Here is a 17,456-nt window from a genome sequence, read left to right as displayed (position 1 = left end):
AAAATGAGAAACCACCAACTTCAAGTTCACAAATTAACCATTTTATCCATGATGATTGCCCTTGACGTAGTTCTTACACCCATTTTTCGAATTGAAGGAATGGCACCAATGTCTAGTGTAGTCAACATTCTTGCAGGAATTTTGATGGGGCCTGTTTATGCCTTGGTCATGGCTACAGTCACAGCCTTCATCCGTATGTCCACCCAAGGCATTCCACCCTTGGCCCTCACAGGAGCTACTTTTGGAGCCCTCCTTGCAGGTCTCTTTTATAAGTACGGTCGAAAATTTCACTATTCTGCCCTAGGAGAGATTTTGGGAACAGGGATTATCGGATCTATTGTTTCCTATCCTGTCATGGTTCTCTTTACGGGATCTGCGGCCAAGCTCAGCTGGTTTATCTATACTCCGCGATTTTTCGGAGCAACATTGATCGGTACAGCGATTTCCTTTATTGCCTTTCGATTTTTAATCAAGCAGGAATTCTTTAAAAAAGTGCAGGGATATTTCTTTGGTGAAAGGATAGACTCATGCAGAAGTTAACAAATCCCTTTCCTCTGAGCTCTAGCTCCTTAATTCACTGCATCACCAATGAAATTTCCTGTGAGATGCTGGCCAATGGCATTTTGGCTCTGGGATCTAAACCTGTCATGGCAGATGATCCCCGTGAGGTCCTTGATTTTACCAAACAAAGCCAAGCTCTCTTCATCAATTTGGGGCATTTATCAGCTGAGAAGGAGAAAGCAATCCGTATGGCAGCTACTTATGCCACTCAAGTTTCTCTCCCGATGGTAGTAGATGCGGTTGGCGTTGCGGCTTCCCCCATTCGCAAGGATCTAGTCAGAGATCTTTTAGAATACAAGCCCACGGTCCTTAAAGGAAATATGTCAGAAATCCGAAGTCTTGTTGGTTTAAAGCACCACGGAGTTGGAGTAGATGCTAGCCATAAAGATCAAGAAACTGAGGATTTGCTTCAAGTCTTGAAAGACTGGTGTCAGCTTTATCCTGGTATGTCGTTCCTAGTCACTGGACCCAAGGACCTCATCGTTTCAGAAAATCAGGTTGCTATATTGGGAAATGGCTGTACAGAATTAGACTGGATAACAGGGACAGGAGACTTAGTTGGAGCATTGACAGCTGTTTTTCTCAGCCAAGGAAAGACTGCCTTTGAAGCTTCTTGCCTAGCAGTCTCTTATCTCAATATCGCTGCTGAGAGAATAGTTGTTCAAGGAATGGGATTGGAAGATTTTCGTTACCAAGTTCTCAATCAACTCTCTCTCTTAAAAAGAGACGAAGACTGGCTAGAAGCCATCAAAGGAGACTTTTATGAATAGAGAAGCACTTAGACTGTATCTAGTAACCAATCGCTACCAAGATTCTTTGGAAAGCTTTTTTGAAAAAGTCGAGACGGCCTGCCGTTCAGGTGTTACCATTATCCAACTACGAGAAAAAAATCTCACCACCAACCAATACTATCAACTGGCAAAACAAGTCAAGGAAATAACAGATGCCTATCAGGTACCCTTGATAATCGATGATCGATTGGATATCTGTCTAGCAGTCGATGCTGCTGGGTTGCATATAGGCGACGATGAACTACCAGTTTCGGTTGCCCGCAAAGTCTTGGGACCTGACAAAATCCTCGGTGTAACAGCTAAAACGGTTAAAAGAGCTCTCGAAGCAGAAACATGGGGTGCGGATTACTTGGGAACAGGAGCCATTTTCCCAACTAGGACCAAGGAGAATGCTCCCATCACCCTGATTTCAACCTTGAAAACCATTTGCCAAACGGTCGCTATACCAGTAGTTGCTATTGGAGGATTGACGTCAGAGAATATTGACCAACTTGTCGACACGGGTATAGCTGGAGTAGCAGTCGTACGCGATCTGATGCAGGCAGAAGATATAGAAGCAAAAACGCAAGCTTTTTTAACAAAGCTGGATGACATGATTTCCTAATCAAAAACTCTCTAATTCCCTTAAAGTGGGAACTAGAGAGTTTTTCTTAATCTTTAAAACTTGTATGGTTGACTGGGCCAGAACCATGACCGAGTTGAGGGGCGTCTTGGATGGCTTTTGTGATAAAGGCCTTGGCCTTATCGACTGCCTGATAAAGGGTCTTCCCCTTGGCTAGTTCAGCCGTAATCACTGCAGCAAAAGTACATCCAGTACCATGGGTGTGACAGGTTTGAATTCGTGGACTTTCCAAGACAAATTGTTCCTCCTTGGTAAAGAGGAAATCCTTGGCACCACCTTCAAGATGACCACCTTTGATAACTACAGACTGAGGACCAAATTCTTTTAAAATCAGGCGACCAGCACGCTGCATGTCTTCTGGATCATGGATTGAAAAACCAACAATCTCTTCTGCTTCAGGAAGATTGGGAGTGATAATGGTTGCAAGGGGAAGTAGGTTTGTTTTTAGGAAGCTTCTCGCACTGGTATCAATCAGGGTGTCCCCACTCGTAGCGACCATAACAGGGTCCAGCACATAGGGACAGTCCAGCTTTTTAAGGTAGGGTTGGATGATCTCCATGATCTCAGTAGTTGCCAACATACCAGTTTTCACAGCCTGAGGTTTGATATCCGAAAAGACACTCTCCAATTGAGCTTCCAGCATTTGGTTGGAGACGTGCTCGATTAATTGAACACCTCTGGTATTTTGAGCGACAAGGCTGGTGACAACGGCCATTCCATAGACATCTCTCGCTTGGAATGACTTCAAATCAGCCATAATGCCAGCACCGCCACTAGGGTCAGTTCCTGCAATGGTTAGAGCAACGGGTAAATAAGTCATCTAAAACCTCCCAACCAACTGAAGTTTGTATTCTCAAGAACAAGCTAGTCTGTTTCAGGAAAGCAATAGAAGACTAGCTAGTCCTCATTATCATTTCCACTTCCATCAGCTAGCATTACCTAGATTGAGTCAAAGGGATATAACAGTCGTTAATCTCAGCTTTACGCACCCCTAGTGGTTGTTTTCTTTTTTCTACAGTATAGCATATTTTTATAGTTTATATAGTGAAATTTGACTGCAAATCTCTCGTTACAGGATTAGAATTCTATTTTTCGAAAAAATAATAAAAATTATAGTTGACAAATGTAGATTTTGAGAGTATACTAATAACTGTAATCGACAAATGTAGATTTAGGAGGTGTGATTATGCAGATTTCAGATGCAGAATGGCAGGTCATGAAGATTATTTGGATGCAAGGAGAGCAGACCAGTACGGATTTGATCAGGGTTCTGGCGGAGCGGTTCGACTGGTCCAAGTCGACCATTCAAACTCTTTTGGCTCGTTTGGTTGAGAAAGAGTGTCTGACAAGGAAAAAAGAAGGCAAGTTCTTTGTCTATTCAGCCCTTTTAACTCTGGACCAGAGTCGAGACTTGCTTGTCCAAGATATCAAAGACAAGGTTTGTTCCCGTAGGATTAAGAACTTGTTGGCTGATTTGATTGTGGAATGTGATTTCACTTTGGCTGACTTGGAAGACTTAGAAGCTGTGATTTCTAAGAAGAAATCAAGCGCTGTAACAGAAGTAAGATGTAATTGTATGTAAAGGAGACGTCATGTTAAATAGTATTGTAACCATTATTTGTATTGCCCTTATCGCGTTTATCTTGTTTTGGTTTTTCAAAAAGCCTGAAAAATCTGGACAAAAGGCCCAGCAAAAAAAGGGTTACCAAGAGATCCGAGTGGAAGTCATGGGGGGCTATACGCCTGAGTTGATTATTCTTAAAAAATCAGTGCCAGCCCGCATTGTCTTTGACCGCAAGGACCCTTCACCCTGTCTAGATCAGATCGTCTTTCCAGATTTTGGTGTGCATGCGGATCTTCCTATGGGTGAAGAGTATGTAGTGGAAATCACACCTGAGCAGACTGGAGAGTTTGGCTTTGCATGTGGTATGAACATGATGCACGGCAAGATGATTGTAGAGTAGGAGGAGACTATGACAGAAATTGTGAAAGCAAGCCTAGAAAATGGCATTCAAAAAATCCGTATCCGAGCTGAAAAAGGCTATCATCCAGCCCACATTCAGCTTCAAAAAGGGATTCCCGCTGAGATTACCTTTCATCGTGCCACCCCTTCAAACTGTTATAAGGAAATTCTTTTTGAAGAAGAAGGGATTCTAGAACCAATCGGTGTAGACAAGGAGAAGACAATTCGTTTTACACCTCAAGAATTAGGTCAACATGAATTTTCATGTGGCATGAAGATGCAAAAGGGGAGCTATACCGTAGTTGAGAAGACGCGAAAATCTCTATCCCTTTTACAGCGTTTTTGGATTACTAGTATCTTTACCCTGCCTCTTGTTTTCCTCATGATCGGGATGTTGACAGGGACTATTAGTCATCCAGTCATGCATTGGGGCACCTTTTTAGCCACAACGCCTATTATGCTGGTAGCAGGTGGTCCTTATATTCAGAGTGCTTGGGCCAGCTTTAAAAAACACAATGCCAACATGGATACCTTAGTGGCACTGGGAACTCTGGTAGCCTATCTTTATAGTCTGGTTGCTCTCTTTGCTGGGCTCCCTGTTTACTTTGAAAGTGCTGGATTTATCCTCTTCTTCGTTCTTTTAGGGGCAGTTTTTGAGGAGAAAATGCGAAAAAACACTTCCCAAGCTGTGGAGAAATTACTTGATTTGCAAGCTAAAACAGCAGAAGTCTTGCGTGATGATCGCTATGTTCAAGTTCCCTTGGAACAAGTCAAGGTAGGTGACCTGATTCGAGTGCGTCCCGGTGAAAAGATTGCGGTTGATGGTGTTGTAGTCGAAGGCGTCTCCAGTATTGACGAATCCATGGTGACAGGTGAGAGTCTGCCAGTAGACAAAACAGTTGGGGATGCTGTCATTGGCTCAACCATCAATAATAGTGGAATGCTTGTTCTTAAGGCAGAAAAAGTTGGTTCAGAGACGATCTTGGCTCAAATTGTAGAATTTGTGAAGAAAGCCCAGACCAGCCGTGCACCGATTCAGGACTTGACGGATAAGATTTCAGGGATTTTTGTCCCAGCAGTCGTCATTTTAGCGATTCTGACTTTTTGGGTTTGGTTTGTCTTGTTTGAGGCTAGCTTTGTGACCTCTCTTCTTTTTGGGGTGGCAGTGTTGATTATCGCCTGTCCTTGTGCCCTAGGACTTGCAACACCAACAGCCCTCATGGTGGGGACAGGACGGAGTGCCAAAATGGGCGTTCTCCTAAAAAATGGAACCGTCCTACAGGAAATCCAGAAAGTTCAAACTCTTGTCTTTGATAAGACCGGGACTTTGACAGAAGGAAAACCAGTGGTAACAGATATCATCGGCGACGAAGTAGAAGTGCTTGGATTGGCAGCCTCCTTGGAAGAAGCTTCCCAACACCCACTGGCTGAGGCCATTGTCAAGCGAGCGAGTGAGGCAAGACTTGAGTTTCAAACTGTGGAAAATTTCCAAGCCTTGCACGGAAAAGGTGTCTCAGGGCAAATCAACGGGAAACAAGTCTTGCTTGGAAATGCTAAAATGCTGGATGGGATGAACATTTCAAGCACTTATCAGGAAAAACTAGAAGAACTGGAAAAAGAAGCTAAGACAGTTGTGTTCTTGGCTGTTGACAATGAAATCAAAGGCTTGCTTGCACTACAAGATATTCCTAAGGAAAATGCTAAACTTGCCATCAGTCAGTTGAAAAAACGAGGTCTTAAAACGGTCATGCTGACAGGGGATAATGCTGGCGTGGCGCGTGCCATTGCAGATCAGATTGGCATTGAAGAAGTCATTGCAGGTGTATTGCCAGAAGAAAAAGCCCATGAAATCCATAAACTACAATCAGCTGGAAAAGTATCCTTTGTTGGTGATGGTATCAATGACGCTCCTGCCCTCAGTGTAGCGGATGTGGGAATTGCTATGGGAGCTGGAACAGATATTGCCATCGAGTCAGCAGATTTGGTGTTGACAACTAATAACCTCCTAGGTGTGGTGCGTGCCTTTGACATGAGCAAGAAAACCTTCAATCGAATTCTGCTCAATCTTTTCTGGGCTTTTATCTACAATGTCGCCGGAATTCCGATTGCAGCAGGAGTCTTTTCAGGATTTGGTCTCGTTCTCAATCCAGAACTGGCTGGTCTAGCCATGGCCTTTAGCTCTGTATCTGTTTTGATTAGTTCACTCATGCTAAACGTTACTAAGATAGACTAAAAGCGGGCTTGCCCGCTTTTTATACTCTTTGAAAATCTCTTCAAACCACATCGATTTTATCTGCAACCTCAAATCTCTGCTTTGAGCAACTTGCGGCTAGTTTCCTAGTGTGCTCTTTAATTCTCATTGAGTATTATAAAACAGTTCTAAAAAACGCTTTCAAACTGTACTGTAATAGAGAATAAAAACTTCTGAGCACATTCTTAGGATACCCAAAACAATTATGGTAAAGTAGTAGAGTAAAAATTTGCTGAAACGTTTCCAATTAGTATATGAAAACGGATGAATCAAATTTTAAAAATATTTGAAGGAGAGTTATAATGACTCAAGGGAAAATTACTGCATCAGCAGCAATGCTCAACGTATTGAAAACATGGGGCGTAGACACAATCTACGGTATCCCATCAGGAACACTCAGCTCATTGATGGATGCTTTGGCTGAAGACAAAGATATCCGCTTCTTGCAAGTTCGCCACGAAGAAACAGGTGCTCTTGCAGCGGTTATGCAAGCTAAATTCGGCGGCTCAATCGGGGTTGCAGTTGGTTCAGGTGGTCCAGGTGCGACTCACTTGATTAACGGTGTTTACGATGCAGCTATGGATAACACTCCATTCCTTGCTATCCTTGGATCACGTCCTGTTAACGAACTCAACATGGATGCCTTCCAAGAATTGAACCAAAACCCAATGTACAACGGTATCGCTGTCTACAACAAACGTGTCGCTTACGCTGAGCAATTACCAAAAGTAATTGACGAAGCTTGCCGTGCTGCAGTTTCTAAAAAAGGTCCAGCTGTAGTTGAAATTCCAGTAAACTTCGGTTTCCAAGAAATCGACGAAAACTCATACTACGGTTCAGGTTCATACGAACGTTCATTCATCGCTCCTGCCTTGAACGAAGTTGAAATTGACAAAGCAGTTGAAATCTTGAACAATGCTGAACGCCCAGTTATCTACGCTGGTTACGGTGGTGTTAAAGCTGGTGAAGTGATTACTGAATTGTCACGTAAAATCAAAGCACCAATCATCACAACTGGTAAAAACTTTGAAGCCTTTGAATGGAACTACGAAGGTTTGACAGGTTCTGCTTACCGTGTTGGTTGGAAACCAGCCAACGAAGTGGTCTTTGAAGCAGACACAGTTCTTTTCCTTGGTTCAAACTTCCCATTTGCTGAAGTTTACGAAGCCTTCAAGAACACTGAAAAATTCATCCAAGTCGATATCGACCCTTACAAACTTGGTAAACGTCATGCCCTTGACGCTTCTATCCTTGGTGATGCAGGTCAAGCAGCGAAAGCTATCCTTGATAAAGTAAACCCAGTTGAGTCTACTCCATGGTGGCGTGCAAACGTTAAGAACAACCAAAACTGGCGTGATTACATGAACAAACTCGAAGGTAAAACTGAGGGTGAATTGCAATTGTATCAAGTTTACAATGCAATCAACAAACATGCTGATCAAGACGCTATCTACTCAATCGACGTAGGTGACACTACTCAAACATCTACTCGTCACCTTCACATGACACCTAAGAACATGTGGCGTACATCTCCACTCTTTGCGACAATGGGTATTGCTCTTCCTGGTGGTATCGCTGCTAAGAAAGACAATCCAGATCGCCAAGTATGGAACATCATGGGTGACGGTGCATTCAACATGTGCTACCCAGACGTGATCACAAACGTTCAATACGACCTTCCAGTTATCAACGTTGTCTTCTCAAATGGTAAATATGCCTTCATCAAGGACAAATACGAAGACACAAACAAACACTTGTTTGGTTGTGACTTCCCTAACGCGGACTACGCGAAAATCGCTGAAGCGCAAGGTGCTGTAGGATTTACAGTTGATCGTATCGAAGACATCGACGCAGTTGTTGCAGAAGCTGTGAAACTCAATAAAGAAGGTAAAACTGTTGTGATCGATGCTCGCATCTCTCAACATCGTCCACTTCCAGTAGAAGTACTTGAATTGGATCCAAAACTTCACTCAGAAGAAGCAATCAAAGCCTTCAAGGAAAAATACGAAGCAGAAGAACTCGTACCATTCCGCCTCTTCTTGGAAGAAGAAGGATTGCAATCACGCGCAATCAAATAATTTCTCTCGTCGAAAATCAAATTTAAACTGTGTTATCTTCACCTTGCCGTACTTCAGTACTGCCTGCGGTTCGATGCCTTGTTTATTCTTTGATTTTCTTAGAGTAGAACTTGAAAAGATCGGAGTAATCCGGTCTTTTTCTGGAGGATAGTAAATGAATTTAAATCAATTAGATATCATCGTTTCAGATGTTCCTCAAGTCTGTGCTGACTTGGAGCGACTTTTGGATAAAAAGTCCGATTATGTTGACGACAGTTTTGCACAGTTTACGATTGGCAGTCATTGTCTTATGTTGTCAGAAAGTCATTTGATTCCTTTGAAAAACTTTCAGTCAGGCATCATTCTTCACATCGAGGTTGAGGATGTAGAGCAGGACTACCAACGGTTGAAAGAGCTTGGTGTCGAGATTTTACACGGTCCTTGTGAAACGGATTGGGGGACAGAATCCTTGCTTGTAAAAGGCCCTGCCGGTCTAGTGATTGATTTTTATCGTATGAAATAGGTCGCTTAATCATTTGAAGCTAACCATAATTATTCTTAATACAGAACGTGAGAATATGAACTATTGAAAGATCGGAGCAATCCGGTCTTTTTCTTATCACAAGATTGTGATAGTTTACATCTTCATAACAAAAGCTACAAAGTCTTGATTGTTTTGAAAAAAGATTATAAAATATGATTCATAAAAATGAAAGAGGTTTTGAAAATGTCTGAAAAACAAATGAAAATTTTGGGTTGGGTAGCGACCTTTATGTCTGTTATGATGTATGTCTCTTACTTCCCACAAATCATGAACAACTTAGCTGGTCAAAAAGGGAACTTCATCCAACCCTTGGTCGCAGCCATCAACTGTAGTTTATGGGTTTATTACGGTCTTTTCAAGAAAGAAAGAGATATTCCCCTTGCGGCTGCTAATGCGCCAGGTATCGTTTTTGGACTAGTAACGGCTATCACAGCTTTGATTTAAAAAGAAGACTGGTTTCAGTCTTTTTTTCGTATATATAAAAGTAAGTTTAGTGCTATTATTATCCAGAGGGTTCCAAACTTTTTGCCTCCTTTTTAGTATAATAGAAGTAATAAATCAAGTGAGGTAAAGTGATGACAGAAATACTACAATTTCCAGAAGGATTTCTCTGGGGTGGTGCAACGGCGGCTAATCAATGTGAGGGTGCATATAATCAGGACGGTCGTGGTCTTGCTAATGTGGATGTGGTACCGATTGGTCCAGACCGTGAGGCCATTATTACAGGTCAGAAAAAGATGTTTTCGTTTGAGGAGGGCTATTTTTACCCAGCAAAGGAAGCCATTGATATGTACCATCATTACAAGGAAGATATTGCGCTTTTTGCAGAAATGGGCTTTAAAACCTATCGACTTTCCATCGCTTGGACTCGGATTTTTCCTCAAGGTGACGAAGCAGAGCCAAATGAAGCTGGTCTAGCTTTTTATGAGGATTTATTTAAGGAATGTCACAAGTATGGAATTGAACCACTGGTGACCATCACACATTTCGATTGCCCCATGCACTTAATTAGGGAGTACGGTGGTTGGCGCAATCGTTGTATGTTGGACTTTTACACAAATCTCTGTCGCACCCTCTTTACCCGTTACAAGGGCTTGGTCAAGTACTGGCTCACCTTCAACGAAATCAATATGATTCTGCATGCCCCCTTTTTAGGAGCCGGGATTTGTTTTGAAGAGGGGGAAAATCAAGAGCAAATCAAATACCAAGCAGCCCACCATGAGCTGGTAGCCTCGGCTATGGCGACTAAAATTGCCCACGAAATTGACCCAGAAAACAAGGTGGGATGTATGTTAGCAGCAGGGCAATATTATCCTAACACTGTCCATCCGAGAGACTACTGGGCAGCCATGGAAGAAGACCGTAAGAGTTACTTTTTCATTGATGTTCAAGCGCGTGGGGAATACCCAAACTATGCCAAGAAGCAGTGGGAGCGTGAGGGAATTGAGATAGAAATGACGGCAGAGGATTTGGATTTGTTGAAGAATCACACTGTTGATTTTGTTTCCTTCTCTTACTATGCGAGTCGAGTGGCCTCAGGCGATCCAGAAGTGACGAATCTGACCGCTGGAAATGTCTTTGCCTCTATCAAAAATCCTTATCTAGAATCCTCTGAATGGGGTTGGCAGATTGACCCACTGGGGCTTCGTATCACCCTCAATGCTATCTGGGATCGTTATCAAAAGCCTATGTTCATCGTAGAAAATGGCCTCGGTGCTATGGACACGCCAGATGAAAATGGATACGTAGCAGATGACTATCGGATTGCTTACTTAGAGGCCCATATCAAGGCTATGCGAGATGCTATTTACCAAGATGGCGTTGAATTGCTTGGTTATACGACTTGGGGTTGTATAGATCTGGTTTCAGCTGGAACAGGCGAAATGAACAAGCGATATGGCTTTATCTATGTGGATCGTGATAATGCAGGTCAAGGAAGTCTCAAACGGAGCAAGAAGAAATCCTTCTACTGGTACAAGGATGTCATTGTCAGCAATGGTGCAAGTATTAAGTAGAGAACATTTGTTCACTATTTTTATAAAATCTTCTCTCTACTTTATAAGATGTGAAAAAGAGTTCAATTAGACCTGGCTTTTTGCTATAATGAGGTGAGAAAAACAGACAGGAGAATAAGATGTCAGAACCATTATTTTTACAATCAGTTATGCAAGAAAAAATCTGGGGTGGAACCAAGCTACGTGATGAGTTTGGCTATGACATTCCAAGTGAAAAAATCGGAGAATACTGGGCTATTTCAGCCCACCCAAATGGGGTTTCAAAGGTTGCTAATGGTCGCTTTGAAGGAATAGACCTTGCTACTTTGTATGCGGAACACCGTGAATTGTTTGGCAATCGTCCAGAACCTGTATTTCCACTCTTGACCAAGATACTCGATGCCAACGATTGGCTCAGTGTCCAAGTTCACCCAGACGATGCCTATGGACTAGAGCATGAAGGCGAGCTCGGGAAAACAGAGTGCTGGTACATCATCGCTGCGGATGAAGGTTCAGAGATTATCTATGGTCACAATGCCAAATCAAAAGAAGAACTTCGCCAGCAAATTGAGGACAAGAACTGGGATGCCTTGCTGACCAAAGTGCCTGTTAAGGCTGGAGACTTCTTCTATGTACCAAGTGGCACCATGCACGCTATTGGAGCAGGTATCTTGATTCTGGAAACCCAGCAGTCTAGCGATACCACCTACCGTGTCTATGACTTTGACCGTAAGGATGACAAGGGCAACTTGCGTGAACTTCATCTTGAAAAATCCATCGATGTTTTGAACATTGGCGAGCCTGCAAATAGCCGTCCAGTGACTGTCAAAGCTGATGATTTACGTTCAACTCTTCTTGTGTCTAATGACTTTTTCGCAGTTTACAAGTGGGAAATTACTGGAAAAGTTGATTTTGAAAAGACAGCTGACTACAGCTTGTTGAGTGTCTTGGATGGTCAGGGTCACCTGACTGTTGATGGGAAAAACTATCCAATCCAAAAAGGCAGCCACTTTATCCTACCAAGTGATGTTGAAACTTGGATCCTAGAAGGGCAAGGTTTGGAATTGATTGTTAGCCATCCATAAAAAAGAAAGGGCCTGAGTTTACTACTCAAGTCCTTTTTGATTACATAAATTGGGCGATGAAAACCACAATGATGATGATTGGAATGATGAAACGAAGAAGGAAGAGCCAGACTTGGAAAAGTCCCTGCTTCCAGGCTCTTTCATCAAGATGCAGTTCCTCCATGGCAAGGGCCTTTTTAAAGATATAGCCAGTAAAAAGTGACAGACAGAGAGCTCCAAATGGCATGAGGAGATTGGAAACTAAGAAATCCATAGCATCAAAGAAGGTCTTCCCAAAGATGTGAACATCCGCTATAACACCGTAAGAAAGGGCCGAAGGAATCCCGAAGATAAAGGTTAAAATCCCTAAAATAGTACTCCATTTGCCACGCTTGCGGTTGTCCTGGTTGGTGATATTGCCTACATTGATTTCCAGCATCACGACAGAGGAAGTGACCGTCGCAAAGAGGAAGAGCAAGAGGAAAAGGATGTAGAAAATGGTTCCAAAAGGCATCTTGTCAAAGAGTTGAGGCAAGACGATAAAGAGCAGGCTTGGTCCCCCTTCAGACTGGATATTGAAGGCTGACATGGCTGGGAAAATGGCAAGTCCCGCCATGATGGATACCGAGATGTTCATGGATACGATAGAAATCCCTGACTGGACCAGATTAGTTTTCTTGTCCAAGTAGGAAGCATAGGTCAGCATAGCTGTAACCCCTAGTGAGAGGGCAAAGAAAGATTGTCCCAGAGCATAGAGGAGACCAGCGCTGGTCAGTTTTGAGAAGTCTGGTTTGAGGAAGTAGAGAACCCCTTCCATAGCATTTGGCAAGCTGAGCGAGCGCCCGATGATGACGACAAAGATGATAAAGAGCAGGGGCATCATGACTTTCGAAGCTCTTTCAATCCCTTTTTGAACCCCACGTGATACAATAAAGATATTCAACAAGATAAAGGCTGCTTGAGCTCCTAGGGCAATGGCTGGATTTGAAATGATTGAAGTAAATAACTGAGCATAATCACCCGTTCCACCAAGTTGGAACAATTTCCCAAACTCAATGCCCAAATAGACTAGAATCCATCCTCCAATGACACTGTAAAAGGATAGGAGTATAAAGAGGGCAAAGGCACCAATCCAACCGATAAAGTTGTACTTGTTATTGTTACCAAGTTTTCCAAAGGTTTTGATAGCGGAAACGCCAGCACTACGGCCAAGGGCAAACTCAGCCAGCAGGAGCGGGAAACCGATTAAAATAGTGGAAATGAGAAAGACCAGTAAAAAGCCTCCACCGCCATTTGCAGCAGTCATGTAGGGAAACTTCCAAACGGCACCAAGCCCGATGGCTGAGCCGGCAGATGCTAGAATAAAACCAAGCTTTGAGCCCCATTGCGATTTTTCTGACATAGTTAAACTCCAATCTCGTTTTTAAAATAAGAAAAGGCTACTTGAGTTGTCAAATAGCCTTCTCTCAATGGCTCTTTATGAGCCTTCTGTTTGATTGATAGACTTGACTATCCTATCATGTTTTCTGATGTCTGTCAAGAAAACCATTTTCAAGTTTTCACACCTTTCTCAAAAAGTTAAAAATTTTTCTCAAAAACGCTTGACTCTGACCTAAGGGGAGGGGTTATACTATCTTTGTAAGGAGGAAATCATGTACCATATAAAAGAAGCTGCGCAGCTTTCAGGTGTCTCTGTCAAGACCCTGCACCACTACGATAAGATAGGACTCTTGGTTCCGTTGAAGTCGGAAAACGGCTATCGAACCTATAGTCAAGAGGATTTGGAACGCCTTCAGGTCATTCTGTATTATAAATATCTAGGCTTTTCTTTAGATAAAATAGCAGAGCTGTTAAAAGGAGAATCATCAGATTTATTGCCCCATTTGACTAGGCAGTTGGACTATCTAACTCGAGAAAGGCAACATCTGGATACCTTGATTTCCACCTTGCAAAAAACCATTCAAGAACAAAAAGGAGAAATAAAAATGACGATTGAGGAAAAATTCACTGGATTTAGCTATCAAGATCATCAAAAATACCACCAAGAGGCGGTAGAGAAATATGGACAAGAAGTCATGGGAGAAGCTCTCGAGCGCCAAAGTGGTAGAGAAGATGAGGCTACGGCTGCCTTTAACCAAGTCTTTCAAGCCTTGGCTCAAAATCTTCAAGATGGTCTTCCTGCAACAGCAGCTGAAAACCAAGAGCAAGCAGCCAAGCTCTTGCAAGCCATTCGAACTTATGGATTTGACTGCTCTATTGAGGTATTCGGTCATATCGGTAAAGGCTACGTCTACAACCCAGAGTTTAAGGAAAACATTGACAAATTTGGACCTGGGACAGCCCAGTACACATCAGATGTCATTGCTGCTTACGTTCAGACAAATGCAGAATAAATAGGCTAGGAATTTCCTAGCCTATTTTTTACTTCAAGTCATAAAGCCAGTCGTCACCGTCTTTGTAGTAAAAGAATTCACTGAGATCATCTTCCAAAAAAACACGAAGCATATCAGACATATCCTTAGTTGCAAGTTTTAGATGAGAAAGATTTTCAAAATTCTCCCACCATACCTTTCCTTCGTCTGAAGACTGGAGTTCACCAGTAAAGTGTTTTGTCTTGTAAAAAAGGACGACATAACGATAATCCTCGTCGTCATACCAGTTTTTAATACCACAGAGTTGGGGTTTGGAAATGGTCAGACCAGTTTCTTCTTTCACTTCACGAATGACAGCATCGACAAAGGATTCGCCACGTTCAACATGACCACCAGGAAAAGTAATGCCAGGCCAGTTAGGACTAACTCGGTCTTGAACCAGAACCTTGTCTCCGTTTTGAATCATACACATATTGACAAATTCGATTGTTTCGCATCTGTTCATATTGTTTTTCCTATTTTGTTAGTAACTTTTCCACGACGTTTAACTTTCGCATGGTCAGAACCACGCCAAACAATTTTTCAAGATAGTTGGTATTGAGCTTTTTTTGTTTTGCAGTTCTAGGAAGATAGAGATAGAGACAGTAATCGCCTACACAGATTTCTTCCTCGCCGTAGTCAGTTTTCAATTTTTCTAGTGGCAGGCTTTGGATAAGTCCTTGATAAAGAATTACATGCACACGATCATGAAGATAGTCTTCTTTAAATGGATTCTCATGAACAATCTTTTCAAAATCGTTCTTATTCTTGATAACCATTTTTAAGTCGGCCCCAATTTTTTCCTTTATCAAAGTATGAACGCGTTCTCGTATTTCTTCTAAATCTGAGTCACTCTCAAGAATGATATTCCCACTTTGAATATAGGTTCGAACGTGTTGAAAACCAGCTTCTGTCAAAATATCTACCAAATAAGACATTTTCGGGATAGCATTTTTTCCATTAGGAGTAACGCCTCTTAGTAAAATAATATGTTCCAAAGGACTTCCTTTCTTATTTGGTATTTATTGGATTGGTGCCTGCCACCCAGCCGGTACAGAGGGCAGAAGTGATGTTAAAGCCACCCGTGTGGGCATTGATATCTAGGACTTCGCCAGCAAAGTGGAGACCAGGTACCAGCTTACTTTCAAGGGTTTTAGGGTTGATTTCCTTAAGACTGACACCACCTTTGGTGACAAAGGACTTAGCCAATGACATTTTACCAGTGACAGGAATTTTGAGAGCCTTGATAGACTGGAGCAGTTGCTCGCGTTCTTTTTCAGTTAGCTGTTTGACTTTTTCAGGAAATCCTTGTACAAAAAACTCAGCCAAGCGTTCCGGAAGCAAAGTTTTTAAGGCATTTTTCAAGGATTTTTCCCGATTTTCTTCTAGAAAAACTACCAAGTCGCTCTCAGAGAGTTGTGGCAAAACATCCAGCGCGAGAACTTCTCCGCCCTTGACAAAGCTAGACATACGTAGGGCAGCAGGACCTGACAAACCAAAGTGGGTAAAGAGCAGATCATGAGTAATGACGTGCTTGCCATAGCTTAGGGTCACGTCATCTAGGGAAATTCCCTGTAAGGCCTTATGTGGAAAATCTGTCAATAAAGGACTTTCAGCGGCTTCAAGCTCTGTAATGGTGTGCTTAAAATGACGGGCAATCTCGTGACCAAAACCAGTCGAACCAGTCGAAGGATAAGACTTACCACCTGTTGTGACAATGAGTTTATCACAAGTGAAGGTTTGGTCTGCGGACTTAAGGACAAACTGGTCGTCTATCTTTTTAACAGAAACAATCTCCGTTTGAGTGAGAACTTGTCCGCCTAGCTCAATGATTTTCTTCTCTAAGGCTTCGATAATGGTCCGAGATTTGTCGCTGGCAGGAAAGACGCGGCCGTGGTCTTCAACCTTGAGTTTAACACCGTTTTCCGTAAAAAAATTGATGATATCATGGTTATCAAACTGGGAAAAGACACTGTATAGAAAGCGCCCGTTACCAGGAATTCCAGCCAGAAGGTCATCTAAGCTTCCGTTATTGGTGACATTGCAACGACCACCACCAGTACCAGCTAATTTTTTTCCGAGTTTCCGATTTTTTTCGATGAGAAGAGTTTTCTGACCATAAAAGCTACTGGAAATGGTAGCCATCATGCCAGCAGGTCCACCACCGATGACAATAGTATCAAAATGTTTCATAGCTCTATTGTACCACAAAAAACAAGAGATGCTTGGCATCTCTTGTTGCTCATAATCTTAGTTAATTTCATATCCCATCAACAAACCGCCATCTTCTGCATAAAAACTGCAGAGACCAGACGTTGGGATAATTTTGATATCCGCTTGTGGGAAGTTTTCCAGCAAGCGTTCTGACAATTGCTGACAGAATTTTTCATTGCTGCGATGAGCCATGACGATACGGCCACCAGCGTAGCCAGCCTTGATTAGTTCTTCATAGGCTGCTTGAAGGGATTTTTTTGCTCCACGCGCTTTTTGGAGTAGTTCTAGGGTTCCAGTTTCACTTGCTTCCCCAACCATACGGATGTTGAGAAGACCGACAACTGTACCGATCAGCTTGCTTAAACGACCATTTTTTACCAAGTTATCAACCTTAGCGAGTACAAAAAGCAACTTCGTTTTTTCTTGGTAGGCTGTAATAGCTTCAACAATTTCCTCATAAGAAAGTCCTTGTTCAATCAAACTATTGATTTTCTCGACAATCAAGTCAACCTCACCACCTGCAGACAATGTATCAATCACATGAATCTGAGTGTCAGGATGTTCTTCCAGATAGATATTCTTAGCGAGCTGTGCACTATTATGGCTACCTGAAAGAGTACCAGTGATAGTAACGACAAAGATATGCTTAGCACCTTCAAATGCACGCAAGTAATCATCAGGGCTAGGACAAGCTGATTTTGAAGCCTCAGAAGTCGCATACATGGTTTCCATCATGTGGTTAATGTCGAGATTGGCATCATCGATAAAGACCTGATCAGCTACTTGAATGGTTAAAGGAACACTAACAAATTCCGTATCAATAGCAGGAGTTGCCAGTTGACGATAATCACAACCAGAGTCAGCTACAATCTTCCAAGTCATAGAAATTCTCCATCTTTGTCACTTATACATTGACAAAGGTTCTGTCTTTTTTTACAATTATATCATGAAAGCCCTTGAAACAAAAGTACCACCTCTCTGTTG

At 42.4% G+C, this 17,456-nt stretch carries 18 protein-coding genes and 1 riboswitch; of the genes, 12 read left to right on the top strand and 6 right to left on the bottom strand.

Annotated features, from left to right (window positions below):
* The first annotated feature begins 3 nt into the window (after positions 1-3).
* The 3 genes from thiW to thiE are packed head-to-tail and all read left to right on the top strand — an operon-like array spanning position 4 to position 1,956.
* On the top strand, positions 4-540 hold the full coding sequence (thiW, locus tag KX728_RS06610) for an energy coupling factor transporter S component ThiW (RefSeq protein WP_215804476.1): 537 nt from the start codon (positions 4-6) through the stop codon (positions 538-540).
* Positions 528-1,331: a hydroxyethylthiazole kinase gene (gene thiM / locus KX728_RS06605; protein WP_215804477.1), complete on the top strand. Its 804-nt coding sequence runs from the start codon at positions 528-530 to the stop codon at positions 1,329-1,331. Before thiW ends, thiM begins: the two co-directional genes overlap by 13 nt.
* A complete protein-coding gene (gene thiE, locus KX728_RS06600; protein WP_215804478.1) occupies positions 1,324-1,956 on the top strand; it encodes a thiamine phosphate synthase in 633 nt (210 codons plus the stop codon). The genes thiM and thiE overlap by 8 nt, the downstream gene beginning before the upstream one ends.
* Before the next feature lie 46 nt (positions 1,957-2,002).
* Here thiE and thiD read toward each other — a convergent pair whose 3' ends face one another.
* The gene (gene thiD / locus KX728_RS06595) at positions 2,003-2,794 is read right to left on the bottom strand and encodes a bifunctional hydroxymethylpyrimidine kinase/phosphomethylpyrimidine kinase (RefSeq protein WP_215804479.1); all 792 of its coding nucleotides are present in this window, start codon (positions 2,792-2,794) and stop codon (positions 2,003-2,005) included.
* Between the two features lie 84 nt (positions 2,795-2,878).
* Positions 2,879-2,977: riboswitch (TPP riboswitch) on the bottom strand.
* A gap of 183 nt (positions 2,978-3,160) precedes the next feature.
* Here thiD and KX728_RS06590 point away from each other — a divergent pair.
* The 8 genes from KX728_RS06590 to manA all read left to right on the top strand — a co-directional run bounded on the left by KX728_RS06590 (position 3,161) and on the right by manA (position 11,868).
* Positions 3,161-3,556, top strand: coding sequence for a CopY/TcrY family copper transport repressor (locus KX728_RS06590; RefSeq protein WP_001167199.1), 396 nt, complete (start codon positions 3,161-3,163; stop codon positions 3,554-3,556).
* Between the two features lie 10 nt (positions 3,557-3,566).
* Positions 3,567-3,938 (top strand): cupredoxin domain-containing protein, encoded by a 372-nt coding sequence (locus KX728_RS06585; protein WP_000935056.1) that lies wholly within the window; start codon positions 3,567-3,569, stop codon positions 3,936-3,938.
* Between the two features lie 9 nt (positions 3,939-3,947).
* Positions 3,948-6,170 (top strand): heavy metal translocating P-type ATPase, encoded by a 2,223-nt coding sequence (locus KX728_RS06580; protein WP_215804480.1) that lies wholly within the window; start codon positions 3,948-3,950, stop codon positions 6,168-6,170.
* A 320-nt stretch (positions 6,171-6,490) separates the two neighbouring features.
* Positions 6,491-8,266 (top strand): pyruvate oxidase, encoded by a 1,776-nt coding sequence (gene spxB / locus KX728_RS06575; RefSeq protein ID WP_000191808.1) that lies wholly within the window; start codon positions 6,491-6,493, stop codon positions 8,264-8,266.
* 154 nt (positions 8,267-8,420) lie between these two features.
* On the top strand, positions 8,421-8,768 hold the full coding sequence (locus KX728_RS06570; protein ID WP_215804481.1) for a VOC family protein: 348 nt from the start codon (positions 8,421-8,423) through the stop codon (positions 8,766-8,768).
* Positions 8,769-8,972: 204 nt separating this feature from the next.
* On the top strand, positions 8,973-9,233 hold the full coding sequence (locus KX728_RS06565; RefSeq protein ID WP_001291473.1) for a SemiSWEET family transporter: 261 nt from the start codon (positions 8,973-8,975) through the stop codon (positions 9,231-9,233).
* Between the two features lie 131 nt (positions 9,234-9,364).
* Positions 9,365-10,804 carry a 6-phospho-beta-glucosidase gene (locus KX728_RS06560; RefSeq protein ID WP_215804482.1) on the top strand — a complete coding sequence of 480 codons (1,440 nt, stop codon included), beginning with the start codon at positions 9,365-9,367 and terminating at the stop codon, positions 10,802-10,804.
* 119 nt (positions 10,805-10,923) lie between these two features.
* Complete coding sequence (gene manA, locus KX728_RS06555; RefSeq protein WP_215804483.1) at positions 10,924-11,868, top strand: mannose-6-phosphate isomerase, class I; 945 nt, start codon at positions 10,924-10,926, stop codon at positions 11,866-11,868.
* A 40-nt stretch (positions 11,869-11,908) separates the two neighbouring features.
* On the opposite strand, the gene KX728_RS06550 is transcribed toward manA, so the two are convergent.
* A complete protein-coding gene (locus tag KX728_RS06550; protein ID WP_215804484.1) occupies positions 11,909-13,249 on the bottom strand; it encodes a sodium-dependent transporter in 1,341 nt (446 codons plus the stop codon).
* Positions 13,250-13,499: 250 nt separating this feature from the next.
* Between KX728_RS06550 and KX728_RS06545 the strand changes: the two genes are divergently transcribed.
* Positions 13,500-14,240 carry a MerR family transcriptional regulator gene (locus KX728_RS06545; RefSeq protein ID WP_215804485.1) on the top strand — a complete coding sequence of 247 codons (741 nt, stop codon included), beginning with the start codon at positions 13,500-13,502 and terminating at the stop codon, positions 14,238-14,240.
* Positions 14,241-14,268: 28 nt separating this feature from the next.
* On the opposite strand, the gene KX728_RS06540 is transcribed toward KX728_RS06545, so the two are convergent.
* From KX728_RS06540 to KX728_RS06525, 4 genes are read right to left on the bottom strand one after another with little or no spacing between them, the layout of a single operon-like run.
* Complete coding sequence (locus KX728_RS06540) at positions 14,269-14,724, bottom strand: 8-oxo-dGTP diphosphatase (protein ID WP_215804486.1); 456 nt, start codon at positions 14,722-14,724, stop codon at positions 14,269-14,271.
* Between the two features lie 10 nt (positions 14,725-14,734).
* Positions 14,735-15,256 (bottom strand): DUF1697 domain-containing protein, encoded by a 522-nt coding sequence (locus KX728_RS06535; RefSeq protein ID WP_042767777.1) that lies wholly within the window; start codon positions 15,254-15,256, stop codon positions 14,735-14,737.
* A 13-nt stretch (positions 15,257-15,269) separates the two neighbouring features.
* A complete protein-coding gene (gene aao / locus KX728_RS06530; RefSeq protein ID WP_223335593.1) occupies positions 15,270-16,451 on the bottom strand; it encodes an aminoacetone oxidase in 1,182 nt (393 codons plus the stop codon).
* A 57-nt stretch (positions 16,452-16,508) separates the two neighbouring features.
* A complete protein-coding gene (locus tag KX728_RS06525; RefSeq protein WP_215804488.1) occupies positions 16,509-17,354 on the bottom strand; it encodes a DegV family protein in 846 nt (281 codons plus the stop codon).
* Between the last annotated feature and the right edge of the window lie 102 nt (positions 17,355-17,456).

It is taken from the genome of Streptococcus oralis (assembly GCF_019334565.1).
GTDB classification, from domain to species: domain Bacteria; phylum Bacillota; class Bacilli; order Lactobacillales; family Streptococcaceae; genus Streptococcus; species Streptococcus oralis_CR.
The sequence above is the reverse complement of the archived record's forward strand: the minus strand, read 5'-3'. Positions and strand labels throughout refer to the sequence as shown.

Coding starts and splice junctions, on each gene's coding strand:
- KX728_RS06540 (WP_215804486.1), bottom strand. CDS start 14,724: ATGAACAGATGCGAAACAATCGAATTTGTCAATATGTGTATGATTCAA.
- KX728_RS06570 (WP_215804481.1), top strand. CDS start 8,421: ATGAATTTAAATCAATTAGATATCATCGTTTCAGATGTTCCTCAAGTC.
- spxB (WP_000191808.1), top strand. CDS start 6,491: ATGACTCAAGGGAAAATTACTGCATCAGCAGCAATGCTCAACGTATTG.
- KX728_RS06590 (WP_001167199.1), top strand. CDS start 3,161: ATGCAGATTTCAGATGCAGAATGGCAGGTCATGAAGATTATTTGGATG.
- thiW (WP_215804476.1), top strand. CDS start 4: ATGAGAAACCACCAACTTCAAGTTCACAAATTAACCATTTTATCCATG.
- KX728_RS06525 (WP_215804488.1), bottom strand. CDS start 17,354: ATGACTTGGAAGATTGTAGCTGACTCTGGTTGTGATTATCGTCAACTG.
- KX728_RS06580 (WP_215804480.1), top strand. CDS start 3,948: ATGACAGAAATTGTGAAAGCAAGCCTAGAAAATGGCATTCAAAAAATC.
- thiD (WP_215804479.1), bottom strand. CDS start 2,794: ATGACTTATTTACCCGTTGCTCTAACCATTGCAGGAACTGACCCTAGT.
- thiM (WP_215804477.1), top strand. CDS start 528: ATGCAGAAGTTAACAAATCCCTTTCCTCTGAGCTCTAGCTCCTTAATT.
- KX728_RS06560 (WP_215804482.1), top strand. CDS start 9,365: ATGACAGAAATACTACAATTTCCAGAAGGATTTCTCTGGGGTGGTGCA.
- KX728_RS06585 (WP_000935056.1), top strand. CDS start 3,567: ATGTTAAATAGTATTGTAACCATTATTTGTATTGCCCTTATCGCGTTT.
- thiE (WP_215804478.1), top strand. CDS start 1,324: ATGAATAGAGAAGCACTTAGACTGTATCTAGTAACCAATCGCTACCAA.
- KX728_RS06565 (WP_001291473.1), top strand. CDS start 8,973: ATGTCTGAAAAACAAATGAAAATTTTGGGTTGGGTAGCGACCTTTATG.
- manA (WP_215804483.1), top strand. CDS start 10,924: ATGTCAGAACCATTATTTTTACAATCAGTTATGCAAGAAAAAATCTGG.
- aao (WP_223335593.1), bottom strand. CDS start 16,451: ATGAAACATTTTGATACTATTGTCATCGGTGGTGGACCTGCTGGCATG.
- KX728_RS06545 (WP_215804485.1), top strand. CDS start 13,500: ATGTACCATATAAAAGAAGCTGCGCAGCTTTCAGGTGTCTCTGTCAAG.
- KX728_RS06550 (WP_215804484.1), bottom strand. CDS start 13,249: ATGTCAGAAAAATCGCAATGGGGCTCAAAGCTTGGTTTTATTCTAGCA.